The organism is Methylobacterium sp. J-048 (assembly GCF_022829515.1).
Lineage (GTDB): Bacteria > Pseudomonadota > Alphaproteobacteria > Rhizobiales > Beijerinckiaceae > Methylobacterium.
On sequence record NZ_JAKSYL010000077.1, the window covers coordinates 77,269 to 100,596 of the forward strand.

Genomic DNA, 23,328 nt, shown 5'->3' on the forward strand with positions numbered 1-23,328 from the left:
AAAACCCAAGGTTTCAAAAGGTCCGAGACCTTTTGCGGGTGCAGGGCAGAGCCCTGCAATCTTTCACGTCTTTCAAACCTCCGGTTGCGTCAGCATCCAGATCGCGCTCATCTTGGCCGATCCCGTGGCTCCGGCCATCGTGACTGTATTCCCGCCGCGCCGAGGCCCGACGATGCCGACCCCTTCGACCGACGTCAGCGACATCGACCGGATCCGCGCCCGCCTGGCCGCCAGCCCGAGACCGGCCGATCTCGCGGCCCGCCGCGCCCGCGTGGATGCGCTGGGCGCCAATTATCCGCTGCCGGACGATGTCCATGTCCAGCCGGCCAAGGCCCGGGACGTGCCCGCGGAATGGACCGCGACGCCGGCGGCGGACCGCGACCGGGTGATCCTGTTCCTGCATGGCGGCGGCTACGTCTCGGGGTCGCTGGCGAGCCACCGCCACATGGTGGCCCAGGCCGGCCGGGAGGCGGGGACGCGCACCCTCGCCCTCGCCTACCGGCTCGCCCCCGAGCACCCGTACCCGGCGGCGATCGGCGATGCGCTGGCCGGCTACCGGTTCCTGCTCGAATCCGGGTTCGCGCCCGAGCGCATCGCATTGGCCGGCGAGAGCGCGGGCGGCGGCCTCGCCGTGGCGACAGCGCTGTCGCTGCGGGAGCGGGGGATGCCGCTGCCCGGCTGCCTGTGGCTCAGCTCGCCCTGGACCGACCTCGCGCTTACGGGCGGGAGCCTGGACACCAAGGCGTCGATCGATCCTTTGATCAGCCGCACCTACCTCGCCGAACTCGCGGGTGCCTATCTCAACGGCGCCGATCCGCGCGACCCCCTGGTCTCGCCGATCCAGGCCGATCTCGCCGGCTTGCCGCCGACGCTCATCCAGGTCGGCTCCGCGGAAACGCTGCTCGACGATGCCCTGCGGCTCGCGGGCGTGGCCGCGGCCGCGGATGTGGCAGTCGCGCTGGAAGTCTGGCCGCACATGATCCACGCCTGGCACCTGTTCTACCCGGAGGTCGCGGCCGGCCGGCGCTCCCTGGCGAGCGCGGGGCGGTTCATCCGGGCGCAGCTGGGCGGGGCCGCCGGCGCATGACGGCCGGGCCGGCGGGCCCGCGTCTCGTCGTCCTGTCGTGCTGCCTCGGCATCCTGGCCATCGGGATCAACGGCACGGCGATCATGACCGCGCTGCCGACCATGCGGCGCGATCTCGCGCTGGATGCCGGCCACCTGGCCTGGGCGGTGAACGCCTATCTCGTCGCCGCGGCCGCCTGCGTGATGCTGGGTGGTGCCGTCACCGACCGGATCGGCGCCGCCCGGGCCTCCGTGGCCGGCCTGCTGCTGTTCGCCCTCGCCTCCGTCGTGATCGCCCTGGCGCGGGATGCGGACATGCTGCTCGCCGGCCGCGCGCTCCAGGGCCTTGGCGCGGCCCTGTCGATCCCCAGCACCCTGGCGGCGATCAGCACCGCGAGCCCGCCCGAGCGCCGCGCGGCGGCGATCGGCGCCTGGGGCGGGGCCTTGATGCTCGGCTTCAGCATCGGGCCGCTGATCGGGGGTATCCTGACCCACCTCACCGGCTGGCGCGTGATCTTCTGGGCGGATGGGGCCGCCATCCTGCTGGCCGCGTTCGGCCTGTGGTTCGCAGGACCGCGCCGACCCGCGCTGCCGGCCACCAAGCGGCACCGTTTCGACGGAGTCGGTTTCGTGTCCCTTGCGGTCGCGATGGTCGCCACGATCTTCGCCCTGCAGGGGCTCACCCATGTCGGCCGGGCGCCCGTCCGGCTGGCCGTGCCGCTCGGGATCGCGCTCCTGGCCTTCGCGCTGTTCGTGCGCCGGGAGCGGCGCCGGCCCGACCCCCTGGTCGATTTCGGCCTGTTCGCAACCCGGGGCTTCAGGCCGGCCCTGATCATCGCCACCACGGCGATGGTCTGCATCCTGCCACTGCTGCTGTTCTTCAACCTCGACGCACAGAGACCGGACGGCCTCGGCCTCAGCGCCATCGCCGCGGGGGCTCTGCTCCTGCCGATGAGCACGGGGCTGCTCGCCTTCGCGCTGCTCGCCCCCCGGCTCGCGGCGCGGTTCGGGGTGCGGCGGCCCATCGGGGCGGCGCTGGTGCTGGTCGCCGTGGCGGCCCCGGGTGTGGCGTGGGCCTTCGAAGCCCGCGCGCTCCCGCTCCTCGGGTTCGGGCTGTTCTGGCTCGGGGCGGGCCTGGCCGTCCCCTACGCGATCGCGCCGCGCCTGGCGCTGGCCGAGATTCCCGGGCCGCAGGCGGGCCAGGGCTCCGGCATCGTCAACAGCTGCACGCTGCTCGGCGGCAGCATCGGCGTCACCCTCGGCGCCATGGCGTTCGGCGAAGACGGCTTTTCCCGGGTGATGGTTCTGCTGGCCGGCGCTGCCCTGATCGGGCTGTTGGCCGCCGCCCGATTGCCGCCTGCGCGGCCGGCCAGGACCGGGAGGCCCTGACGGGATACGAAGCCCGGCCTGCGCCGCCGCCCGTCGCCAAGCCGTCGCCAAGCCGTGACCGTGGAGCCACGCCCGGGGTGATTCGGGCGTTCGCGGCCTGACGCGATTGGCACCGGTCCCCCGACCTGCTCTGTGGCCGGGTGATGGGAATGCGCCGTGCCCCTGCCCTGCTCGTCCTGTCGCTGGCCGCCGCGTCGCCCGCCGGCGCGGCCCAGGACGCGATCGACGACGCGATCGAGGGCATGGCCGGCCCCTCCGGCGAGCGCCTGCGCTACGACGCGAAGGGCCTGACGCTCAGCTTTCCCGAGCCCGAGGTGAAGCTCCAGATCGGCGGCCGCCTGCATGTCGATGCCGGCGCGGCGAGCTTCAGCCGGCCGGGCCTCGCCGCGACCTTCCCCGACAGCGTCGCGGTGCGCCGCTCGTGGATCGAGCCGACGCTCACCATCGGGAAAGATTGGGTCGTCGCCTTCCAGTACGATTTCAGCGATCCGATCCTGCCGATCAACGACGCCTTGATCGCCTGGAAGGGTCTGCCGGACACGATCCTGACGCTGGGCAACATGAAGGTGCCGTTCAGCCTCGAATGGCTGCAGAGCAACAACGACACGCTGTTCGCCGAGCGCTCCCTGGCCAACGCCTTCGTGCCGGATCGCCGCTTCGGCTTCGCGGTCGGACATCACGGGCAGGCCTGGACCGTCACCGCCGGCGTGTTCGGCAACGCCGCCAGCAACGGCATCACCGGCGACGGGGTGGCGGCCGCGGGCCGGGCCACGGTGGCGCCGATCCTGGAGGAGCGCGAGACCCTGCATCTCGGCCTCGCCGGCATCACCCAGAGCCGCAGCCGGGGCGACGGGGCCTTCAGCTTCTCCACCCCGCCGGAGGCGTTTTTGTTCACGCGTTCCTTCGTCGATACCGGCGACCTGCCGGACGTGGCGCGGGTGTCCCGGATCGGCGCCGAGTTCGCTTATCGCAACGGCCCGGTCCTGGTGCAGGCCGAGGTTATCCGTACCGCGGTCGACCGGTTCGCCGGCCTGGGTGGGGCTTCGCCGAGCCTCGATTTCCAGGGGGGCTATGTCGAGGCCGGCTGGGTGCTGAACGGAGCGGGCCGCGCCTACGCCCTGGCCCCGGGCAGCAGCACGAGCTACGCGACCTTCAAGGGCGTCCAGCCGCGGGACGACCAGCGGGTCTCCCGGGGCGGGGTCGGCGTGTTCGAACTGTCCGCCCGCTACAGCGCCATCGCGCTGAACGCCCGAGGCTTTCGCGGCGGCGCCGAGCAGGACGTGAGCCTGGGCCTGAGCTGGTACCCGGAGCCGAACCTGCGCCTGATCGCGAACGTCATTCACGGCCGCGTGCAGCCGGGTACGGCCCAGTCCGACGCGCTCGGCACCGCGCCGTTCTCGGTCGACACAATCCTGGGGCGGATCCAGATCTACTGGTGAGACGCGCGGCTCGGACCGCCCGTCAGACGGCTCTGCGCAGGACTGAGCGGAACGGCCGCCGCTCGGGCTCCGGCTCGGCCGGCGGTGGCGCGGGCGCCTCGGGCGGCGGCGGCGCGGCCAAAACCTCGGCGCGCACCGGCCGCGGCGCCGCGAAGGCCGCGCCCTGGGCGTAGGGCACGTCGAGGTCGATCAGGTCCGGCACGTCCGCCTCGTCGGTGACTCCGATGGCGACCAGGCGGATGCCGGCCCGGGCCAGGGCCGGGGCGAGATCCTCGATCGCGAGGTCCGACAGCCTGCGCCGGTCGGAGCCCGGCCGCAGCAGCATCTCGGCCGGCACCTTGACCTGGCCGACCCCGAGCCCGGCGAGCTGGGCCACGTCGAAGCGCAGGTCGTCCGCCCGGTCCAGGCTGAACCCGATCCGGCCGCGCAGCGGCAGGAGCAGGCCGCGCTGGCCGCCGTCGAGGCCGTGCCAGCTGGCCTGCGGCAGGGCGATCGCAAGCCCGGCCAGGGCGGGATCCTCCGCGACGGTGCGGGCCAGCTCCCGCAGCAGGCCGGGCTCGAACAGCGAGAGCGGCGACAGCCCGTAGGTCAGCATGGTCTCGCTGCCCCGGCGGGCGAGATGGCGCGCCACGATGGCGGCCCGTTGCAGCATGCGCCGGTCGAGCTCGGTGGTGCGGCCGTAGCGCTCCAGCACCGGCAGGAACGCCTCGGGCTCGATGAGCCGGCCCTCGACCCGCAGGCGGGCCAGCGCCTCGTAGGCCGTGACCTTGCGCTGGGGCAGGGTCACCACCGGCTGCAGGTGGATCTCCAGCGCGTCCGCCTCGAAGGCCTGGACGATCTCGGCCTCGCTCTCGGCCCAGGGTGCGGGCGCGCGGGGGACCGGGCGCGGCGGGATCGGCCGCGGTGCGGGGGCTGGCGCGGGTGGCAGCTCCTGGACGACCGGTCGGGCGGGCGGGCGCGCCTCGATCGGTGCCGTTGGCGGGGCCACCTGCGGACGACTCGCGAGCGCCGGGCCCTCGGGGGCCGGGGCCGCCTGGACGCGCGCCGGCTCCGGCTGGGCCGGGGGCAGCGGCTCGGGGCGCGGCTCCGGCCGAGCCTTGAGGGCGGCGAGTTCGGAATCCTGGGTGCTCACCACCGTGGTCAGGTCGCGCACGATGCCGCTGAGCAGCCCGAGCTCGACGGTCAGTTCCTCGACCTCGGCCCGGAGCGCGGCGTCGCCGGCCTCCGGCCGCGACGGCACGGCGGCGGTCTCGGCCTTCAAGAGGCGGCGGGACAGCAGATCGACTTCGCCGGACAGCTTCTCGCAGCGTGCCTTCAGGGAGGCGGTACGCGCCTGTGCGACGCCGGCCGCGACGGCGGCGAGCGCACCGAGTGCCAGGGCGCTCGTGAGCGGCGCGAACACCGCGAGCGGCCCGAGCACGACGAGCGCCAGAAGCCCGGCCGCCAACAGCCCCGCGTACCGGCCGAGGACCGGGACCATCGTCAACAACACCTACCAGGGTCACGCACCGGCCGCCGGGGGAAGTCCCGGGATGATTCGGCGGGCGAAGACCGATTCGATGATCTTTGTCGCTGCGCGGCTCCCGCGGCAAGGCGAACCGATGCGAATTCCCCCCGGTGTTGTGCCGGAGCAAGCAGGAACGTTGCGGAATCGCCACGGCGAGGCGGTTTGCGTGCGGAGGGGAGAGGGTTGCACCGGGCGCTCATGTGAACGGAAACAAAAGGCGCCATAAAGCGTGGCTATGACCACACTGTCTCCAAGCATTCCGAAGTGCGTCCCGATGCTCCGTTCCCTCCGTCGTGTCGGCTCGTCCATCGGTGCCCTCGTCCTCGCCTTCGGTGTTGCGCCGACACGGGCCGCCGATCTCGGGACGGCGGCCTCCGGCTCGGGGCCGGTCTTCACGCGGGTCGATCCGGGCGCCGTCGATCCGAGCACCTGGATCGTCACCGTCAGCGCCTCGCTCCAGGCGATCCCGCGCTATCCCGGCGCGTCGGACTACGCCGCGGTCGGCTATCCCGGGATCGACATCCGCAAGGCCGGCGAGCCGCGCCGCTTCTCGACGCCGGATGACGGTTTCAGTTTCTCGCTCTACGACGATCCCGTATTCCGGATCGGCCCGACCGCCCGCATCGTGCCGGGCCGCTATTATGGCGACGACCGGCGCCACCTGTTCGGCTTCCGGGACGCGCGCATCGCCCTCGAGCCCGGCGTGTTCGCCGAGTTCTACCCGACCTCGTTCATCCGCACCCGCGTGGAGGCCCGCCAGGGCGTGTACGGGCATCACGGCACGGTCGGCTCGGTGGCGGCGGACTACCTGATGCCGGTGGGCCAGTTCCTGTTCTCGCTCGGCCCGCGCTTCAACATCGGCGATGCCAGCTACGCCCGAACATATTTTGGCGTGTCGCCGGCCGAGGCGGCACTCAACGGCCGCGTGACGCCGTACAATCCCGGCAGCTTCTACGCGGCGGGCGTGCTCGGCGCCGTGACCTACACCCCGAGCGAGACCTGGGCCTATACCGGCTATGCCGGCTACACCCGTATCCTGGGCGCGTCCGGCGACAGCCCGCTGGTGCGGCGCCCGTTCGGTAACCCCGATCAGTTCCAGTTCGGCCTGAAGATCGACTACGCGTTCCGCATGCCGGCCCAGTTCTGACGCTTGCGCCGGCGCCGCCGCGCTCCGACATTCCGGTGACGCTGCTCACGGAGGCCCGGATGGACGAGACGCACGCCGACCTGCTGATGCGGGTGGAGGGCATGACCTGCGACGGCTGCGCCGCCGCGGTGACCCGCACGGTCAACCGGATCGACCCGGCGGCCAAGGTCCAGGTCGACCGCGAAGCGGGGCGCGTCGCGATCCGCACCGACGCCCAGGCTTTGGTGATCGCCGAGGCTCTGACCAAGGCCGGCTACACCGCCACGGCCATGACCGGGTGAGGGGCGTGCCGGATCGGTGTCTCCCGTCCTCGCTCCTCACCCTGAGGTGCCAAAGCGAAGCTAAGACCGGCTGAGAAACATCCCGGTCAGCAGCAGCCCGAAGGCCGCTAAACCGAACCGGCCTTCCTTGCGCTGCGTGGGGTCGAGGAAATGGGCGGCGGCGCCGGCCGCGCAGCAGGCGGCGCCCAGGCCGATCGTCAACGACGACATGACAACCCCTCCTCATCGCGCGTCGTCCCCGACGCTGCGAAACAGTCCCGGTCCCGGGGCCTGCCGGACGCCGTTGTCCGTTCAGGATTCTTTGTATTCGAATGCTGGCACGGCGGATGAAAACTGGCAAGTCGCGAGCGACGTCTTAAGGATCGCAGCAGGTCGAGGGCTGTGTGAGGAAGCGTTCGAAATTCCTTCTGCGATGACTGAAGGGTCTGAGTTGAATGCCGTATTCCTTGCTACGGCGCGAAAGGCGCCGGATCCTCGGCGGTGGCAGGCCCCAAAGAGAAAGCCCCCTCCCCGGCTCGATCCAGCGGTCTTGCGCCGGGATGCGTTGACCGTCCCGGCCACGCCCGCGTAATCACCCGCATGCGCATCACCTCATCCGACCGGTTCGACGTCGTGGTCGTCGGCGGCGGCCATGCCGGCGTCGAGGCGGCCGCGGCGGCCGCGCGCTGCGGCGCCCGCACGGCGCTCGTCACCCACGACCCCGCCACGATCGGGGCGATGTCGTGCAATCCCGCCATCGGAGGGCTCGGCAAGGGCCATCTCGTGCGCGAGGTCGATGCCCTGGACGGCTTGATGGGTCGGGTCGCGGATGCGGCCGGCATCCAGTTCCGGCTGCTCAACCGCCGCAAGGGGCCGGCCGTGCGCGGTCCCCGCACCCAGGCCGACAGAAAACTCTACGCCGCCGCCATGCAGGCGGCCATCGCCGGGACCGACGGGCTCACGGTGGTCGCGGGTGCCTGCGAGGACCTCGTCCTCGACCCGGAAGGCCGCCTCGCCGGCCTCGTTCTGGCGGATGGCCGGACGATCGCCTGCGCCGCCGTGGTGCTGACCACCGGCACGTTCCTGCGCGGGCTGATCCATATCGGCGAGCGCCAGATCCCCGCCGGTCGGGTCGGCGAGGCGCCGGCGATCGGGCTGGCCCAGACCCTCGACCGGCTCGGCCTGCGGCTGGGTCGGCTCAAGACCGGCACCCCGCCCCGCCTCGACGGCCGGACCATCGACTGGTCGGGCCTGGAGATGCAGGAGGCCGATGCCGAGCCGGTGCCGTTCTCGACGTTGACCCAAAAAATCACCACGCCGCAGATCCGCTGCGGCATCACCCGGACCAATCAGGCGGTCCACGACCTGATCCGGGCCAACCTGCACCGTTCGCCGATGTATTCCGGCGGCATCGCCAGCCGGGGCCCGCGCTACTGCCCGTCCATCGAGGACAAGGTCGTCCGCTTCGGCGACCGGGAGGGCCACCAGATCTTTCTGGAGCCGGAGGGGCTGGACGATCCGACGATCTATCCGAACGGCATCTCCACGGCCCTGCCGGAAGAGGTCCAGCGGGCGATCATCCGGCTGATCCCGGGGCTGGAGCGCACCACGATCCTGCGGCCGGGCTACGCCATCGAGTACGATTACGTCGACCCGCGCGAGCTCGATGCCGGGCTCCAGGTCAAGCGCCTGCCCGGCCTGTTCCTGGCCGGCCAGATCAACGGCACCACCGGCTACGAGGAGGCGGCCGGCCAGGGGCTCGTGGCCGGGCTCAACGCCGCCCGGCGCGCCGGCGGCCTCGACCTTGCAGCTTTCGACCGGGCCGAATCCTATCTCGGCGTGATGATCGACGACCTCGTGACCCACGGGGTCAGCGAGCCGTACCGGATGTTCACCTCGCGCTCCGAGTACCGCCTGTCGCTGCGGGTCGACAATGCCGACGAGCGCCTGACGCCGCGCGGCCTCACGCTGGGCTGCGTCGGCCGGCATCGGGCCGATCATTTTTCGGTTTCGCAGACGGAGCTTCGAGAGGCACGCAGCCGGCTCGACGCCTTGAGCCTCACGCCAAACCAGGCGGCCCTGCAGGGAATCAGCTTGAACCGCGACGGCATCCGCCGCAGCGCGTTCCAGCTGCTCGCCTATCCCGAGATCACCTGGGGGCAGCTCGCCGCGATCTGGCCGGAGCTGGCCGAGACCGCGCCCCGGATCGCCGACCGTCTCAAGACCGACGCGACCTACGCGGTCTATCTCGACCGGCAGAACGCCGACATCGCCGCCTTCCGGCGCGACGAGGCCGTGCGGCTGCCGGCCAGCCTGGACTATGCCGGGATCAGCGGCCTCTCGAACGAGATGCGGGTGAAGCTCGAGACCGTCCGGCCCGGCACCCTCGGCCAGGCCGCCCGGATCGAGGGCGTGACCCCGGCCGCCCTCACCCTCCTGGCTGCCCATGCACGACGGGCTGCGCCTGCTGGCGACCGCCGCGTCCCATGAGCGACCCGGACCGCGCCCGAATCCTCGCCGCCTCCGGTGTTTCACGTGAAACAGCCGCGCTGCTCGACCTCTACGTCGCGCAGCTCCGGCGCTGGCAGCCGATCAAGAACCTCGTCGGCCCGGCGACCCTGGCGGAGGTCTGGAGCCGCCATATCGACGACGCGCTCCAGCTCCTCGATCTCGCCCCCGAGGCTCGGACCTGGCTCGACCTCGGATCCGGCGCGGGGATCCCGGGTCTGATCCTCGCGATTGCGGGCCGAACGCGCGGGATCCGCGTGGACTTGGTCGAAAGTAACGCGCGCAAATGCGCCTTTCTCACCGAGACCGCCCGCCTTACCGGCGCATCGGCGCGGGTCCGCAACGCCCGGATCGAGGCGGTGATCGACGAGTACCAGGGCGTCGATGTCGTCTGCGCCCGGGCGCTCGCCCCGATGACGCAACTCCTCGCCTGGACGGAGCCGCTGTTGAAAACGGGCACCACCGGGCTGTTTCCGAAGGGCCGGGACGTGCAAGCTGAATTGACCCAGGCGGCCGCGCAGTGGAGAGTCGTTAACGACCTCGTGCCGAGCCGGACTGATTCCGAAGCCCGGATCGTGCGCGTCACTGCCCTCGCCGCCCCGAGCCATCGATGACCGAAGCGATCCTCGGCGATTCCGCCGACCGGTCCGTGGATCCGTCCAGCGATCCCGTCTTGACCCCTGCCGAAAGACCGTCCGTGCGACATCCCCTGCGGATCCTGGCGCTCGCCAACCAGAAGGGCGGCGTCGGCAAGACCACGACGGCGATCAACCTCGGCACGGCGCTGGCGGCGATCGGCGAGGACGTGCTGGTGCTCGACCTCGACCCGCAGGGCAACGCCTCCACGGGGCTCGGCATCGACCGGGCCCGGCGCCAGGTCTCGACCTACGACGTCATGACCGGCGAGGCGACGCTGGCCGAGGCGGTGATCCCCACGGCGGTGCCGCGCCTGTCGATCGCGCCTTCGACCATGGACCTCCTCGGCCTGGAGATGGAATTGGCCACCCTGCCCGACCGCGCCCACCGGCTGCGCGGCGTGCTCAAGGATATCGGCCAGGACAAGGGTCTGAGCCGGATCAGCTACGTGCTGATTGATTGCCCGCCCTCGCTCAACCTGCTGACCATCAACGCGCTCGCCGCCGCCGACGCGGTGCTGGTGCCGCTGCAATGCGAATTCTTCGCGCTGGAGGGTTTGAGCCAGCTGCTGCGTACCGTCGAGCAGGTTCGCGGCGCCCTGAACCCGAAGCTGACCATCCAGGGCATCGTGCTGACCATGTACGACCCGCGCAACAACCTCTCCGCCCAGGTGGTGGCCGATGTGCGCGGCTTCATGGGCGACAAGGTCTACGAGACCGTGATCCCCCGCAACGTCCGCATCTCCGAGGCGCCGTCCCACGGCAAGCCGGCTTTGCTCTACGATTTGAAATGTGCCGGCAGCCAGGCGTATCTGCGCCTCGCCTCCGAGGTGATCCAGCGCGAAGGCCGGGTACCGGCGGCGGCGTGATTGTGTGATCCCTGAATGCTGGGTATCGAGTGCGGAGTGTGACACGGGTGACAAGGATGGCGGAGGAGGGGGCACGACCCCGTCTCGGGCGCGGGCTCGCGGCGCTGATCGGTGATTTCGGCGATGCCGGACAGGCGGCCAAGCTCGACGGCAAGATCGAGCCGCAGCGCAAGGTCCCGGTGGAGTTCCTGCGCCCGAACCCGCGCAACCCCCGCCGCAGCTTCGGTGAGGCGGAACTCGCGGAGCTCGCGACCTCGATCACCCAGCGCGGCATCATCCAGCCGATCGTGGTGCGGCCGCTTGCCGACGTGCCGGGGGCCTTCGAGATCGTGGCTGGCGAGCGGCGCTGGCGGGCGTCCCAGAAGGCCGGGCTCGACGAGGTGCCGGTGGTGATCGTCGAGATCGACGACCGCGCCTCCCTCGAATTCGCCATCCTGGAGAACGTCCAGCGAGCCGACCTCAACCCGATCGAGGAGGCGTCCGGCTACGAGCGCCTGATGCAGGACTTCGCCTATACCCAGAAGGAGCTGGCCGAGATCCTCGGCAAGAGCCGCAGCCACCTCGCCAACACCCTGCGGCTGCTCAACCTGCCGCCCGCCGTGCAGGACCGGGTCACCGCCGGGGAACTCACCGCCGGCCATGCCCGCGCGCTCCTGGCGGTGCGCGATCCCGAGGCCCTGGCCCGCCGGGTCGTGGCCGAGGGCCTGTCGGTGCGCGAGGTCGAGGCCGTGGCGGCTGCCGAGGCCGCTGAGGCCGCCGCCCCCGACACCCCCCGCCCCGGCCGCCCGCGCCTCTCGGCCGAGCGCCCTGCCCCGGTACGCGACCTGGAATTGCGGATCCGCCGGGCCCTGGGGGTCGCGGTGATCTACAAGCCCAAGGATGAGGCCTCGGGCGAGATCCGCATCCGCTACGAGACCCAGGACGAGCTTGAGGGCCTGCTCAACCGGTTCAAGGTGTCGGAGCCGGAGCAGGGCTGACGGCGGTTGCCGACCTTCGTCCCACCCATTCAACCCATCCAACCCCCTCATCCTGAGGTGCCGCGCAGCGGCCTCGAAGGAGCCCTCCAGGGATCGCGCGGTTTCTGGAGGGCTCCTTCGAGGCCCGCTAACGCGGGCACCTCAGGATGAGGTCGAGGGTTGGAGTCGCGGAACGCTCCGCTCAGGACGAGGGGGGTGGAGGGGATCGACGCTGGCGTCGTGATGCTTAACGCCGCCGCCGCGCGCCCGCCTCCGCCACCCGCAGCAGCGCCGCCGAGGCCAGGGCGTGGGCCAGCTCCGGCTCGGCCCGTCGGCAGGCCAGGATCGCGTCCTGGAGGGCTTTCACCGCCTGCCGCAGGGTTCCGGCCGGCCAGGTGCCGAGCTGGCCCTCGATGCTGGCCTTGCGCTTGAAATGCAGGCCCCGCCAGGACGCCACCATCAGGGACGGCGTCTTGTCGGGATTGTCGAGACGGGTCGCCAGCAGGGTCAGAGCGTGCCGCAGGGCCGAGCCGAGCACCACCCCGGGATCGAGGCCCTCGTGCCGGAAACGCCGGTAGTCGCGCTCCACCGCTTCCCGACGGCCGTCGAAGGCGGCGTCGATCAGGGTGTTGAGCACGCTGGCCGCCACGTCGCTGGTGATGGCCTCGACATGGTCGAGGGTGACGACCTTGTCCCCTTGCCCCTCCCCGCCCGCGTAGAGCGCGAGCTTCTCGATCTCCATCAGGCTGGCCCGGCGGTCGCCGCCGAGGCTGCGGGCCAGGACCTCCCGGGCGGCGCGGTCGATGCGCAGGCCGCGCTCCTGCAGGGTGCGGTCGATCAGGTCCGACAGCGTGCGCTCGTCGTCGGCGTAGCAGGGAATCGCCAGCGCCTTGGGGGAGCGCTCGCACAGGACCCGCATCGGGTTGTTCTTGGCGAGGTCGCCGCCCTCCACGACAATGCGGGCATCGGCCAATTCGGCGGCGAGCACCGCCTCGACGGCCGGCGCATAATTGCGGCTGCCCGGACGCACCCAGATCGACCGGCGGCCGCCGAACAGGCCCATGGTCCCGGCCTCGTCGCAGAGCCGGCCGGGATCTGAGGCGAGGGTGTCGCCGTCGATCCGCACCAGCGCGAAGGGATCGCCTGGGTCGGTGACGAAATCCTCGGCAAGTTTGCGGGCCCGCTCGGTGACCAGGCCGGTATCGGGCCCGTAGACCAGGATCACCGGGATGCGCGGATCCGGCCCGCGCCGGATCAGGCCCTCGATCTCGCCCGCCTTGACCGCCGTCAAAGCGGGCTCACGGCTTGGTCGAGAGCACAGCGGCCAGGCGCGTCTTGATCTGGTCCGCCAGGACGCTGGCGAGGCGGATCTCGGCGTCGCGCGCCGCCCGCTGGCTGGCGAAGCGCTGGACCGAGCGGTCGTAGGTCGCGGTCGAGGTCGCCACGCCCTCGGAGTAGACCTTGGTGCCGGCCATGTCCTCCAGGCTGTACTTGATGTTGGCCACCAACGTGCCGGCCTCGGCGCGGCCGGTGGTCGAGGAGACGATCGGGGTCTGCACGATCTCGGAGCCCGAGAGCTTCAGCCGATAGCGCTTGTTCGCCGGCTGGCCCGACCCGTCGAGTTCGAAGATCAGCTCGCTGCGCAGGTAATGCCCGAGCCGCTCCTGGCCCTGGGCCATCCCGACATCGTCGACCTGCACGGCGGCCAGCAGCGCCTGCACGGTCTCGCCGGAGGCGGTCGGCCCGTAGAGCGGGCGGAAACAGGCCGACAGGCTCAGCGCCAGGCCGGTCACGCAGGCGAGGCGGCCGATCCGGCCCGCAACCGATACTCCCGAACGCACCATCACGTCGCCGTTCCGCCCCGCTTCGTCGCAGCCACTCTTAGCCCGGACCAGGAGGGCCGCGCCATGAGGCTACGCGGCAAGTGTTACGATTCCTCTGCGGCGAGAGCGTGGTCGCCTGGTTTCAGACCGTTGCCAGATAGCCCGAGACCGTGACGATCGACAGGATCGTCGAGACCAGCACCACCGTGGAGGTCAGGTCGGCCTCCCGGCGGTAGAACTCCGCCAGCATGAACGGGCCGGTCCCGGTGGGCAGGGCAGCCATCAGCACCGCGACGTGCAGCAGCAGCGGCGGCAGGTCGAACAGGTAGCGGCCGAGGCCGTAGGCGAGGGCCGGCTGCCCGACGAGCTTCAGGCCGACCAGCAGGGCGGCCGCCCGGGGCTGGGCGCTGCCGGGCCGGCGCTTCTGCGCCAGGAACAGGCCGAGCGCCACCAGGGCACAGGGCGAGGCCGCGCCGCCGAGGAGCTTGAGAAATGTCTCGGCCGACGCCGGCAGGTCGAGGCCGGCGATAGGCACCAGGGCGCCGAGCGCCGGGGCGATCAGCAACGGGTTGCGGATCAGCGACCGGCCGACCGCGCGCCAGACCGGGACGTTCGAACCGGCCTGCCCAGTCCCGCGTGCCTCCCGCCGAAGCCCGGTCTCGATCAGCACGATCGCTACCGCGAACACCCCGCAGACCGTCAGGATCGCCGCCACGGTGGTGGGGGCCAGCGCCTCGGGACCGAAGGCGACCAGCGCCAGGGGAAAGCCCATGAAGCCGGTATTGGGATAGCCCGCGTTGAGCCCGTCCACGGCGGCGTCGGAGAGCGGGTGCCCCTCCCCCCGCCGGATCAGCACCGTGAGCGCGAACACCGCCAAGCTGCTCACCCCGAAGGCGGCGATGAAGCCGGGCTTCCAGATCGCGCTCCAATGCGCGTGCGCGGTCACGTCGAACAGCAGCGCCGGCAGGGCCAGGAACACCACGAAGCGGTTGAGCTCGGTGGTCGCCGCAGCGCCGAGCACGCCGATCCGCCGGGCCAGCCAGCCCGAAAAGATCAGCGCGAAGATCGGCAGCACGACCAGGAGGGTCGAGAGCATGGGCGGCCCGGGTCGGAGGGTGAGGCTCCGGCCTTAGGATGGATCCGCCGCCGACCTCCAGTGCCGCGCGCGGGGACCTGCCATGCTCCCCTGCCCCGCTGGCACCTACCAGCGATAGATCAGGCTGCCGATCACCGTGGCCGGGGCGCCGCGGTAGCAGAAGCCCGTCTGGCAGGTATAGTAGTCCCGGTCGAAGATGTTGAACGCGTTGATCTGTGCCCGGAAGCCTTTGTACTTCGGATCGAGCGCCGCGAAATCGTAGGCGACCAGCGCGTCGAACTGCGTCACGGTCGGGTTGCGGACCGTATTGAGGTCATCCGTGAAGCTGGTGCCGGAGAAGCGGATGCCGCCGCCGATCTGAAGGCCGCGCAGCGGCGAGGCGAGCGGGAACTGATAGGTCCCGAAGGCCGCGAAGGTATCACCCGGGATGCCTGAGACCATGTTTCCGGTGATCGATTGCGTCGTGCCCGGATAGGTCGCGTTGAGATAGCGCAGGTCCAGGTGGGTGTAGGCGATGGTCAGGTTCGTGCCCGGCGCGAAATTGGCGGTTAGCTCGGCCTCGAAGCCTTTGGACTCTACCGAGCCGCTCGCGACCGTGTTGGCGACGTTGGTCGGGTCGGTCTGCAGCACGCTCGACTGCACGATGTCGAAGCCGGCGAACGCGCCGGTGATGTTGGTACCGGGGATCGCGTATTTCACGCCGGCCTCGATCTGGTCGCCGGTGGCGGGCTTGAACGAGCGGCCGTTGATGTCGACGCCGTTCTGGGGCGTGAAGGTCGTCGCGTAGCTCGCGTAAGGAACGAGGTCGGGCGTCAGCAGGTAGTTGAGGCCGACGCGGCCGGTGAACACCGAATCGTTCCGGCTCTGCGCTGCGCCGAGGCTGTCCGGCGTGCCGCTGCGTGTCGCCTGGCTTACGAAGTCCTGACGGCCGGTGAGGGTCAGGACGAAGCGGTCGAACTTGGCCTGCTCTTGGATGTAGAGGCCGATCTGGTCCTGGGTCTGCTCCGATGCAGAGCTGAGGGCCGGGCGCGGCACGAAGGTGCGGGCGCGGAAGGTCGAGAAATTTGTGATGCCCGTGAGGTCGAGATCCGGGACGACCCCGAAGCCGGCTTGGCGCCGGTAGTCGGAGTGGAGATAATCCGCGCCGCCGATCAGCGTGTGGGCGACCGGGCCGGTGACGAGATGGGCTTCGAGCTGGTTGTCGAGCGCCACCGAGCCGAGCCGGTCTTGGATCAGGCCGTTCGAGCGTTGCGCCGAGAGTCCGACGACGTTGTCGATCTGTGTATAGGCGAGCGTCGTGCCAATGTTCTGATAGCGGAAGTTCTGTCGGAAGATCAGGTCGGGCGTGAATTTGTGCTCGAAAGCGTAGCCGATCCGGTATGATTCCTGATCGATGGCGTTGAAGCTTGCATCGCCTTGGTAGAGGCGCGTCACCACGAAGCCCGGGGCATTATAGAACGTCGAGACGCCAGGCGTCTTCGAGCGCTGGTATTCGGTGAGCAGCGTGAAGGTGGTGTCGGCCGAGGGCTTCCAAGTGATGGCTGGGGCGATCGTGAAGCGGTTATCTTTGCCGCTCGGCAGGAATGTATCCGAGTCGCGGAAAGCGCCGGTCAGCCGGTAGGCGAGGGTGCCGTCGCTCCCCTCGACGGGGCTGCCGATGTCGAAATTGCCCTGGTAGCGATCGAAATTGCCGCCTTGGAACCAGACCTCGCCGAAGGGCACGAAGACCGGCCGCTTCGACGTGACATCGACGATGCCGCCCGGTGAGCCGAGGCCGTAGAGGCCGGAGGCCGGTCCCCGCAGAATGGTGACCGCCTCGGTTCCATAGGGCTCGATGCGGGGGGCCGAGAAACCGACAGCCGACTGTCTCAGCCCATCCCGGAACACGCCGGTATAGGTCTCGTCGAAGCCGCGGATGTAGAAGGAGTCGAAGCGCGGGTCGAAGCCGAACACGTTGCTGGACACGCCCGGCGTGTAGGCCAGCGCCTCGTTGAGGCTCTGAACGTTGCGGTCGTTGAGCTGTTCGCGGGTGACCACGGAGACCGATTGCGGAGTCTCGATCAGCGGCGTGTTGGTCTTGGTCGCGGTCGGGCTCACGCGTGCGACGTAGCCGGTCACCCCCGAGGGACCGCCGCCACCGCCGCTTGTGGCCGAGCTGTTGCCGTCGCCGCGACTGATATTCCCGGCGCCCGCCCCGGCCGCGGGCGCAGAAGCCGGGCGGGCGGCCTCGACGGAGATCTCGTTCAGCTGCACGTTCGCGCCCTGCGCGGTGGCGTCCGGTGCGACGGCGGCACTGGCCAGAGCCGTGGAGGTGAGGAGCAGGCCGAGGCGGGCGGAACGCAAAGACATGACAAACCCTGAGATGCGCCGCTCGCTGGCGCTTCAATCTCCAGGATCAACCGTTCACGGGGTCTTGATCAAGCCGAATACGTGTTGAAAATCACACACTTAGAGCAGTTCAAATCTAGAATCGTTCGAGCCTCAGAACTCCAGCGGCGGCTCCCGCAGCGCCTCAGCTTCGCGGGTGCAGACGGCCTGATCGGGGGCCGTGCCGCCTCCGGACAGGGCTCCGCGCAGCTCGGCCCGCGCCTTGTCCAGATCGGCCCGGAAGCCGGAATCGCCCATCAGCGTGGCGAAGACCGAGGTGCCGGTGAGGCGTCCGGCCGCCACGTCGCTGAGCCAGTGCACCCCGCACACGACCCGGCTCTCGCCGTAGGCCCGGCCGCGGGCCAGGATCGCGGTGGCCTTCTCGGGCACCAGGGAGGCCAGGATCAGCGCGTAGGCCCAGCCCTGGGTGGCGTGGCCGGACGGGTAGCTGAAGCTGTCGGTGAGCGCCTGGGTCCGCTGGACGCAGATCGGCGCCTCGTTGCCGACGAAGGGACGCAGCCGGCGGTAATGGACTTTCGGCCCCCGCGTCGCCCGGGCGAGGTCGAGCCGGGCGCGCTCCAGGAGGTTGAGCACCGCCGGCACCCGGGCCTGGTCGATCCGGGTGCCGAGCACGCAGGCGAAGTTGTCGAGAACCGCGGCCGCACCTTCCGACACGTCGTTGGCGGCGATCTCCCAGCGGGGACTGCCCTTCAGGGCGCGGGTGCCGTTGAAGGCCGCCCGGTCGGCCTTGTCGAGGGGCGCATCGTGCGCCGGCGGCGGCGGCAGGATCTGGACGGCATCGGGGAGCGCCGTCTCGGCCAGATAAGGCTTCACCGCCGGCTTTCCGGGCTTGAGCGTATCGGCCCCCAGCGACGGTGCCGCTTGCGGGTTCGACGGGGCAGGGCGGGGCGTATCCTCGGCGCGCAGCGGCGTCGCGGCGGCGATCAGGACGGCGAGGGCCGGCAGGGACAGGGTGCGCAGCATCGGATCCGTGGCGGTGTCGGGCGAAGGGGCGAAACAAGAGGCGGGCCGCCCCCGCAGATAAACGAACGGCCTCGCCGGACGGTTCAGTCCGCCACAGGCCTCTGATCGTGTCCAGGGGCTGCCGTGATGGAGGGGAGGCGGTTGACCCGGGCTGCCGGCTGCGAGAACGCTACGGTGTCCCCGTTCCGGCGTTCCGACCGCATGGCTCAGCCCCTCGACCGCGCCCGCTTCCCCTACCATCGCGGCGTGATCACGATGCCGTCGGAACACGGGTTCCCAAAGGGCTGAGCCCTTTGGCGGGGTTCGGGGGCGGAGCCCCTGATGCATCGGGCGAAGCCCGACACCAGGGCTCTGCCCCGGACCCGCAAAAGGTCTCGGACCTTCTGAATCCGTAAATTTGCGGGCTAAACCGCTTGGATCGCCGTCGCGACTGCGGCGGGGAATTCCTCGTGCGGGCTCAGTGCCCCGGGGATCGGGACGCCCGTGACCCGACCGTGGGCGATCAGCGCATCCATCTCGGCGCCCGAGCGGCGCGGGGCCTTTTCCGGCCGCAGCACCAGGGTCGGCGGCAATCCGTTCCCGAACAGGTCCAGGAAGGCGGCGCGGTCGCCCACAGGGTCGAGGCCGCCGGTGACGAAGGCGGCGGTGCCGAAGCGGCCGTTGCGCTGGCGGGTGATCGCGTGCTTGGCCCGGATCACGGCCGGGGTGACGTGGGCCGGGTCGGCGTAGACATGGGCGCGCAGCATCCGGCCGATGATCGGCGGGCTGATATTGAGCCGGTAGAGCGCGTCGCCGAGCACCGGGGCCTCCACGGCCCGGCGGATCCGGGGGAACCAGTGGGCCCGGCTCGGCATCGCGGTGGGCAGCGGCCCGCGCCAGGTCGGCGCCACCAGCACCAGCCGCGCGAACGCTTTCGGGTGCCTGCGCGCCGCCGCGACCAGATAGCCGGCGGCGTGGCCGGCGGCGATCCCGATCGCGTAGGGGCCGGGGGGGGCGGCGAGCAGCGCGTCCAAGAAGGCGTGCAGGGTGTCCGGATCGAGGGGCAGGCGCGTCCGCGGCCGGGCGCCGAAGCCCGGCCAGTCGGGCACGAGGCAGCGGTACTCGGAGCCGAGGGCGCGGGCGAGATCGCGCATCTCGCCCCGGTCCGAGATCGTCGACAGGGCCGGCAGCAGCAGCGCGTCGCCCCCCGTGCCGATCACGTCGCAGACGGTCGGCACGGGCCGGCCTGCCACGATCAGGTCCAGAGTTCGCGTCGTCTCCACCGGGCCGCCCCCAAGTCCCAAAAAATCAGGTGCGCAGCAGCTCGTTGATGGCGGTCTTGGAGCGGGTGCCGGCATCGACGCGCTTGACGATCACGGCGCAGTACAGGCCGGGGCCCGGGCTGCCGTCCGGCAGCGCCTTGCCGGGCATCGTGCCCGACACCACCACGGAGTAGGGCGGCACGCGGCCGTACATCACCTCGCCGGTGGTGCGGTCGACGATCTTGGTCGAGGCGCCGATATAGACGCCCATGGACAGCACGCTGCCCTGGCCGACGATGACGCCCTCGGCCACCTCGGCGCGAGCGCCGATGAAGCAATCGTCCTCGATGATCACCGGGTTGGCCTGCAGCGGCTCGAGCACGCCGGCGATGCCGGCGCCCCCGGAAATGTGACAGTTCTTACCGACCTGCGCGCAGGAGCCGATCGTCACCCAGGTGTCGACCATCGTCCCTTCGCCGACATGGGCGCCGAGGTTGACGAAGCTCGGCATCAGCACCGCGCCAGGCGCGATGTAGGAGCCGCGGCGCACGAAGCAGCCCGGCACCGCGCGCAGGCCCGCGGCGCGGAACTCGGCCTCGCCCCAGCCGGCGAACTTGGACGCGACCTTGTCCCACCAGGGCGCGCCGCCGGGGCCGCCCTCGATCGCCGCCATGTCGTTGAGGCGGAAGGACAGCAGCACCGCCTTCTTCAGCCACTGGTTGACGACCCAATCGTGGTTGCCGCTCTTCTCGGCGACCCGGGCCTTGCCGGAATCGAGCAGGTTCAGCGCCTCCTCGACCGCCTCGCGCACGGCGCCCTGGGTAGACGTCGAGATGCCGGCGCGCTCCTCCCAGGCCGTCTCGATGGTCTTGGCGAGGTCGGAGGTGGACATGGGCGCACGCTGCTCTTGTGAGGGGAGCCCGTGCTTACTAGCGGGCACCGGGGCTGTCACCCGGGGCGGCCTCAATCCACCTCGCTCAATCCACCCCGCTCAATCCTCCAGCAGGACCCGCACCCGGTCGAGATCGGTCACGAGGTCGACCAGGTCGATCGCCAGGGTGTCGTAGACGGATTGGGCGGCCGCGGGGAACTCTTCGAGCACCCGCCGCATCAGCGTCGGGGTGATCCGCATCACCTCGGCGGCGCCTTCGGCCCGGGCCTCGGTCGGCCGGGTGCCGCGCACGAACAGGGCGAGTTGGCCGATCAGCGCCGAGCGCCCGGCGCGCACCGGCTCGGCGTCCGCGACCCGGGGCGCCAGCCGGATCGTGCCCGACATCACCACGAAGCCGCCATCGGCCGGGTCGCCGCGGGCGAACAGCAGGTCGCCGTCCGCCAGTTCGCGGCGCTCGGCCGCGAAGGTCAGCAGGCGCAGGGCGTCCCGGTCGAGGAAGCCGAACAGCGGCGCGTCTGCGAGGATCGCGATGTCGTCGTCGAGCCCCAAGGAACCGCCCCACCACCTGCGTGCAAACGAGCCTGAGCCCCGCCTACACGCAAATCCCTAAAGCCCTTCCCGATCGCGTTGCAATCGCACTTGGCTCTCGGTTCCGGCCGTGACGCGCAACGAGTCGATCAGGGCAGCAGCTTGTAGCCGCCGCCCTCGGTGACGAGGATCGCCGCAGTGGCGGGGTTCGGCTCGATCTTCTGGCGCAGGCGGTAGATGTGAGTCTCCAGCGTATGCGTGGTGACGTGGGCGTTGTAGCCCCAGACCTCGGCGAGCAGCGTGTCGCGGTTCACCACGGCCCGGCCGGCCCGGTACAGGAAGCGCAGGATCGCGGTCTCCTTCTCGGTGAGCTTGAGCTTCGAGCCGCGCTCGCCGACCAGCAGCTTGGCGCCAGGCCGGAACGTGTAGGGGCCGATCTGAAACACCGCGTCCTCGGACGCCTCGTGGCTGCGCAGATGCGCGCGGATCCGGGCGAGCAGGATGCCGAACTTGAACGGCTTGGTGACGTAGTCGTTGGCGCCGGCCTCCAGTCCCTCGACGTGGTCCGCTTCCGAATCCTGCGCGGTGAGCATGATCACCGGGCCACGGAAACCGCCGGCGCGCATCCGGCGCACGGCCTCGCGCCCGTCGAGGTCGGGCAGGCCGACATCCATCACCGCCAGGTCGATGCGGTCGGTGCCGACCCGCCGGACCGCGTCCGCGGCATTCGCCTCGGTGACCACGGTGAAGTCCTCGCAGAGGTCGAGCTGCTCGGTGAGCGTGTCGCGCAGGATCGCGTCGTCGTCACAGATCAGCAGGCGATAGGCATTCGACATCGTCCGGGGCCCTGGAGCAGGCTGCGGGACCGGGAAACCCGGTGCCGGGAACAGCGTGCGGTGGCAAGGATCTGGAGCACGCCGTCCATCGTGAGACAACACGGCCGGCTCCAGGGAAGCGCAGGGCGCGCCGCACCGGAATCCAAGGGCGTTCGGTCCCCCCGGCGCTGGGGTGGGCTGGTTCGCTCCCGAATCCCGGCTTCGACGGCCTGGGTTCCACGGCAAGGATAGGGCTGCGTTTGTGGCCGGAAATTGCCTTGTGCGCAATTTTTCACGGTTTCGGTATTGGATACCGGGCATAAGGCCCGGCGTTCCGGCCCGCATGGCGACCGGTGGTGTGAGCGTCGGGGAGGGCCGTGATGCGTCGAAGTCTCCGTGAGCGACCCGGCCCCGTCCGCGTGACCTTGGCCGAGATCCGGGTCCGCGCGACGGTCGGCGACCGCCGCCGGGGCCAGCTTCTGATCGGCCCGGCCGTGATCCCCTGCGCCCTCGGGGCGGGCGGCATCGTCTGCGACAAGCGCGAGGGCGACGGCGGCTCGCCGCGCGGACGCTTCCGCCTGCGGGGAGGCGCCTACCGGCCGGATCATCTCGGCCTGCGCCCGCGCACGGCACTGCCCCTCCGGCCGACCCGGCCTGACGACGGCTGGTGCGACGACCGCCGGGACCGCCGCTACAACCGGCCGATCCACCTGCCGGCCCCCGGCATCAGCGCCGAGTCGATGTGGCGCGACGACGGGCTCTACGACGTGGTGATCGACCTCGATTACAACCGCGCCCCGATCCGGAGGGGGCGGGGCTCGGCGATCTTCCTGCACATCGCCCGGGCCGGCTACCGCCCCACCGAGGGCTGCGTGGCGCTGGCCCGGGCGGATCTGCTGCGGCTGCTCAAGCGCCTCGGGCCCCGCACGCATCTGCGGATCGGGTGAGGCTCACACCTTCCGGGTCCGAGCCCCGAAGATCGCCGTCCCGACCCGGACATGGGTGGCGCCCTGCTGGATCGCCGCCGGGAAATCCGCGCTCATGCCCATGGAGAGGATCGGCAGGTTGTGCGCCTGCGCCAGCCGGGCGAGCAGGGCGAAATGGGCCGAGGGCGGGTCCTCCGCCGGCGGGATGCACATCAAGCCCTGGATCGCGAGCCCGTGGGTGTCGCGGCACTCGGCCAGCAGGGTGGCGAGCTGGTCCGGCAGGACCCCGCCCTTCTGCGGCTCGGCGCCGGTATTGACCTGGATCAGCAGCTTCGGGGCGCGGCCCGCGCGCTGGATCTCCTTGGCGAGCGCCGCCGCGAGGGAGAGCCGGTCGAGGGAGTGGATCACGTCGAACAGGGCCACCGCCTCGCGGGCCTTGTTGGATTGCAGCGGCCCGACCAAGTGCAATTCGACATCCGGGTAGCGGGCGCGCAGGTCCGGCCATTTCGCCGCCGATTCCTGGACGTAGTTCTCGCCGAACACCCTCTGGCCCGCCTCCAGGGCCGGGACGATGCCCTCCGCCGGCACGGTCTTGGAGACCGCCACCAGCTGCACCTCCGCCGGGTTGCGCTCCGAATCCTCGGCCGCCTGGGCGATGGCGGCCCGAACCTCGGCGAGCCCGGCGGCGACATCGGCCTCGCCGACCGGCAGCTTGGCGGTCGGCTGCCCCATCCCGTCCGTCGGGGGGGCGTTCGAGTCGGTGATCGCGTCGTCCATCGCGTGCCTGTCCTGTCGCTGCCGGGCCCGCCCCGCGAGGAGGGTGATCCAACCCACCCCCTCATCCTGAGGTGCCCGGCGATCGCAGATCGCTGGGCCTCGAA

At 71.0% G+C, this 23,328-nt stretch carries 22 protein-coding genes; 10 read left to right on the forward strand and 12 right to left on the reverse strand.

All coding sequences use genetic code 11. The features are described from left to right. Positions 1–172 precede the first annotated feature (172 nt). The 3 genes from MKL09_RS04795 to MKL09_RS04805 all read left to right on the forward strand — a co-directional run bounded on the left by MKL09_RS04795 (position 173) and on the right by MKL09_RS04805 (position 3,893). Positions 173–1,087 carry an alpha/beta hydrolase gene (locus MKL09_RS04795; protein ID WP_244018436.1) on the forward strand — a complete coding sequence of 305 codons (915 nt, stop codon included), beginning with the start codon at positions 173–175 and terminating at the stop codon, positions 1,085–1,087. After that, positions 1,084–2,454 carry an MFS transporter gene (locus tag MKL09_RS04800; RefSeq protein WP_244018438.1) on the forward strand — a complete coding sequence of 457 codons (1,371 nt, stop codon included), beginning with the start codon at positions 1,084–1,086 and terminating at the stop codon, positions 2,452–2,454. The genes MKL09_RS04795 and MKL09_RS04800 overlap by 4 nt, the downstream gene beginning before the upstream one ends. A gap of 149 nt (positions 2,455–2,603) precedes the next feature. Further along, the gene (locus MKL09_RS04805; protein ID WP_244018440.1) at positions 2,604–3,893 is read left to right on the forward strand and encodes an OprO/OprP family phosphate-selective porin; all 1,290 of its coding nucleotides are present in this window, start codon (positions 2,604–2,606) and stop codon (positions 3,891–3,893) included. A 22-nt stretch (positions 3,894–3,915) separates the two neighbouring features. Here the strand turns inward: MKL09_RS04805 and MKL09_RS04810 are convergent, their stop codons facing one another. Next, a complete protein-coding gene (locus MKL09_RS04810; RefSeq protein WP_244018442.1) occupies positions 3,916–5,373 on the reverse strand; it encodes an EAL domain-containing protein in 1,458 nt (485 codons plus the stop codon). A 301-nt stretch (positions 5,374–5,674) separates the two neighbouring features. Between MKL09_RS04810 and MKL09_RS04815 the strand changes: the two genes are divergently transcribed. Further along, positions 5,675–6,547, forward strand: coding sequence for a MipA/OmpV family protein (locus MKL09_RS04815; RefSeq protein ID WP_244018444.1), 873 nt, complete (start codon positions 5,675–5,677; stop codon positions 6,545–6,547). A 59-nt stretch (positions 6,548–6,606) separates the two neighbouring features. After that, a complete protein-coding gene (locus MKL09_RS04820) occupies positions 6,607–6,828 on the forward strand; it encodes a heavy-metal-associated domain-containing protein (RefSeq protein ID WP_244018515.1) in 222 nt (73 codons plus the stop codon). Positions 6,829–6,888: 60 nt separating this feature from the next. On the opposite strand, the gene MKL09_RS04825 is transcribed toward MKL09_RS04820, so the two are convergent. Then, positions 6,889–7,038 (reverse strand): hypothetical protein, encoded by a 150-nt coding sequence (locus MKL09_RS04825; RefSeq protein WP_244018445.1) that lies wholly within the window; start codon positions 7,036–7,038, stop codon positions 6,889–6,891. Between the two features lie 369 nt (positions 7,039–7,407). Between MKL09_RS04825 and mnmG the strand changes: the two genes are divergently transcribed. From mnmG to MKL09_RS04845, 4 genes are read left to right on the forward strand one after another with little or no spacing between them, the layout of a single operon-like run. Next, positions 7,408–9,297 carry a tRNA uridine-5-carboxymethylaminomethyl(34) synthesis enzyme MnmG gene (mnmG, locus tag MKL09_RS04830; RefSeq protein WP_244018447.1) on the forward strand — a complete coding sequence of 630 codons (1,890 nt, stop codon included), beginning with the start codon at positions 7,408–7,410 and terminating at the stop codon, positions 9,295–9,297. Continuing rightward, positions 9,294–9,929: a 16S rRNA (guanine(527)-N(7))-methyltransferase RsmG gene (gene rsmG, locus MKL09_RS04835; protein WP_244018449.1), complete on the forward strand. Its 636-nt coding sequence runs from the start codon at positions 9,294–9,296 to the stop codon at positions 9,927–9,929. Before mnmG ends, rsmG begins: the two co-directional genes overlap by 4 nt. Further along, positions 9,926–10,819, forward strand: coding sequence for a ParA family protein (locus MKL09_RS04840; RefSeq protein WP_244018451.1), 894 nt, complete (start codon positions 9,926–9,928; stop codon positions 10,817–10,819). The genes rsmG and MKL09_RS04840 overlap by 4 nt, the downstream gene beginning before the upstream one ends. Positions 10,820–10,875: 56 nt before the next feature. Further along, complete coding sequence (locus MKL09_RS04845) at positions 10,876–11,796, forward strand: ParB/RepB/Spo0J family partition protein (protein WP_244018454.1); 921 nt, start codon at positions 10,876–10,878, stop codon at positions 11,794–11,796. A 226-nt stretch (positions 11,797–12,022) separates the two neighbouring features. Here the strand turns inward: MKL09_RS04845 and holA are convergent, their stop codons facing one another. From holA to MKL09_RS04890, 9 genes are all read right to left on the reverse strand, one after another. After that, positions 12,023–13,066: a DNA polymerase III subunit delta gene (gene holA / locus MKL09_RS04850; RefSeq protein ID WP_244018456.1), complete on the reverse strand. Its 1,044-nt coding sequence runs from the start codon at positions 13,064–13,066 to the stop codon at positions 12,023–12,025. A gap of 7 nt (positions 13,067–13,073) precedes the next feature. Further along, positions 13,074–13,619, reverse strand: coding sequence for an LPS assembly lipoprotein LptE (gene lptE / locus MKL09_RS04855; RefSeq protein ID WP_244018518.1), 546 nt, complete (start codon positions 13,617–13,619; stop codon positions 13,074–13,076). 121 nt (positions 13,620–13,740) lie between these two features. Next, a complete protein-coding gene (locus MKL09_RS04860) occupies positions 13,741–14,694 on the reverse strand; it encodes an AEC family transporter (RefSeq protein ID WP_244018458.1) in 954 nt (317 codons plus the stop codon). Between the two features lie 105 nt (positions 14,695–14,799). Continuing rightward, positions 14,800–17,043 (reverse strand): TonB-dependent siderophore receptor, encoded by a 2,244-nt coding sequence (locus MKL09_RS04865; RefSeq protein WP_244018460.1) that lies wholly within the window; start codon positions 17,041–17,043, stop codon positions 14,800–14,802. A 132-nt stretch (positions 17,044–17,175) separates the two neighbouring features. After that, complete coding sequence (locus tag MKL09_RS04870) at positions 17,176–18,045, reverse strand: acid phosphatase (protein ID WP_244018462.1); 870 nt, start codon at positions 18,043–18,045, stop codon at positions 17,176–17,178. A 404-nt stretch (positions 18,046–18,449) separates the two neighbouring features. Then, positions 18,450–19,307, reverse strand: a complete 858-nt coding sequence (locus tag MKL09_RS04875) for an alpha/beta fold hydrolase (protein ID WP_244018464.1) — start codon at positions 19,305–19,307, stop codon at positions 18,450–18,452. Positions 19,308–19,332: 25 nt separating this feature from the next. Next, entirely contained in the window at positions 19,333–20,178 is an 846-nt protein-coding gene (gene dapD / locus MKL09_RS04880; RefSeq protein ID WP_244018466.1) for a 2,3,4,5-tetrahydropyridine-2,6-dicarboxylate N-succinyltransferase, read from the reverse strand. 99 nt (positions 20,179–20,277) lie between these two features. Then, a complete protein-coding gene (locus MKL09_RS04885; RefSeq protein WP_092045314.1) occupies positions 20,278–20,727 on the reverse strand; it encodes a cyclic nucleotide-binding domain-containing protein in 450 nt (149 codons plus the stop codon). A 128-nt stretch (positions 20,728–20,855) separates the two neighbouring features. Further along, positions 20,856–21,542, reverse strand: a complete 687-nt coding sequence (locus MKL09_RS04890) for a response regulator transcription factor (RefSeq protein ID WP_244018468.1) — start codon at positions 21,540–21,542, stop codon at positions 20,856–20,858. Between the two features lie 359 nt (positions 21,543–21,901). Here MKL09_RS04890 and MKL09_RS04895 point away from each other — a divergent pair, with 359 nt between their 5' ends. Beyond that, a complete protein-coding gene (locus tag MKL09_RS04895) occupies positions 21,902–22,468 on the forward strand; it encodes a L,D-transpeptidase (protein WP_244018470.1) in 567 nt (188 codons plus the stop codon). A 3-nt stretch (positions 22,469–22,471) separates the two neighbouring features. Here MKL09_RS04895 and MKL09_RS04900 read toward each other — a convergent pair whose 3' ends face one another. Then, complete coding sequence (locus MKL09_RS04900; RefSeq protein WP_244018472.1) at positions 22,472–23,224, reverse strand: YggS family pyridoxal phosphate-dependent enzyme; 753 nt, start codon at positions 23,222–23,224, stop codon at positions 22,472–22,474. Positions 23,225–23,328 lie beyond the last annotated feature (104 nt).

What these genes read in the sequence shown, in the direction of transcription:
- MKL09_RS04810 (WP_244018442.1), bottom strand. Translation starts at nt 5,373, where the DNA reads ATGGTCCCGGTCCTCGGCCGGTACGCGGGGCTGTTGGCGGCCGGGCTT.
- MKL09_RS04865 (WP_244018460.1), bottom strand. Translation starts at nt 17,043, where the DNA reads ATGTCTTTGCGTTCCGCCCGCCTCGGCCTGCTCCTCACCTCCACGGCT.
- MKL09_RS04870 (WP_244018462.1), bottom strand. Translation starts at nt 18,045, where the DNA reads ATGCTGCGCACCCTGTCCCTGCCGGCCCTCGCCGTCCTGATCGCCGCC.
- MKL09_RS04895 (WP_244018470.1), top strand. Translation starts at nt 21,902, where the DNA reads ATGCGTCGAAGTCTCCGTGAGCGACCCGGCCCCGTCCGCGTGACCTTG.
- MKL09_RS04890 (WP_244018468.1), bottom strand. Translation starts at nt 21,542, where the DNA reads ATGTCGAATGCCTATCGCCTGCTGATCTGTGACGACGACGCGATCCTG.
- MKL09_RS04820 (WP_244018515.1), top strand. Translation starts at nt 6,607, where the DNA reads ATGGACGAGACGCACGCCGACCTGCTGATGCGGGTGGAGGGCATGACC.
- rsmG (WP_244018449.1), top strand. Translation starts at nt 9,294, where the DNA reads ATGAGCGACCCGGACCGCGCCCGAATCCTCGCCGCCTCCGGTGTTTCA.
- lptE (WP_244018518.1), bottom strand. Translation starts at nt 13,619, where the DNA reads ATGGTGCGTTCGGGAGTATCGGTTGCGGGCCGGATCGGCCGCCTCGCC.
- MKL09_RS04805 (WP_244018440.1), top strand. Translation starts at nt 2,604, where the DNA reads ATGCGCCGTGCCCCTGCCCTGCTCGTCCTGTCGCTGGCCGCCGCGTCG.
- mnmG (WP_244018447.1), top strand. Translation starts at nt 7,408, where the DNA reads ATGCGCATCACCTCATCCGACCGGTTCGACGTCGTGGTCGTCGGCGGC.
- dapD (WP_244018466.1), bottom strand. Translation starts at nt 20,178, where the DNA reads ATGTCCACCTCCGACCTCGCCAAGACCATCGAGACGGCCTGGGAGGAG.
- MKL09_RS04800 (WP_244018438.1), top strand. Translation starts at nt 1,084, where the DNA reads ATGACGGCCGGGCCGGCGGGCCCGCGTCTCGTCGTCCTGTCGTGCTGC.
- MKL09_RS04840 (WP_244018451.1), top strand. Translation starts at nt 9,926, where the DNA reads ATGACCGAAGCGATCCTCGGCGATTCCGCCGACCGGTCCGTGGATCCG.
- MKL09_RS04795 (WP_244018436.1), top strand. Translation starts at nt 173, where the DNA reads ATGCCGACCCCTTCGACCGACGTCAGCGACATCGACCGGATCCGCGCC.
- MKL09_RS04900 (WP_244018472.1), bottom strand. Translation starts at nt 23,224, where the DNA reads ATGGACGACGCGATCACCGACTCGAACGCCCCCCCGACGGACGGGATG.
- MKL09_RS04860 (WP_244018458.1), bottom strand. Translation starts at nt 14,694, where the DNA reads ATGCTCTCGACCCTCCTGGTCGTGCTGCCGATCTTCGCGCTGATCTTT.
- MKL09_RS04815 (WP_244018444.1), top strand. Translation starts at nt 5,675, where the DNA reads ATGCTCCGTTCCCTCCGTCGTGTCGGCTCGTCCATCGGTGCCCTCGTC.
- MKL09_RS04845 (WP_244018454.1), top strand. Translation starts at nt 10,876, where the DNA reads ATGGCGGAGGAGGGGGCACGACCCCGTCTCGGGCGCGGGCTCGCGGCG.
- MKL09_RS04825 (WP_244018445.1), bottom strand. Translation starts at nt 7,038, where the DNA reads ATGTCGTCGTTGACGATCGGCCTGGGCGCCGCCTGCTGCGCGGCCGGC.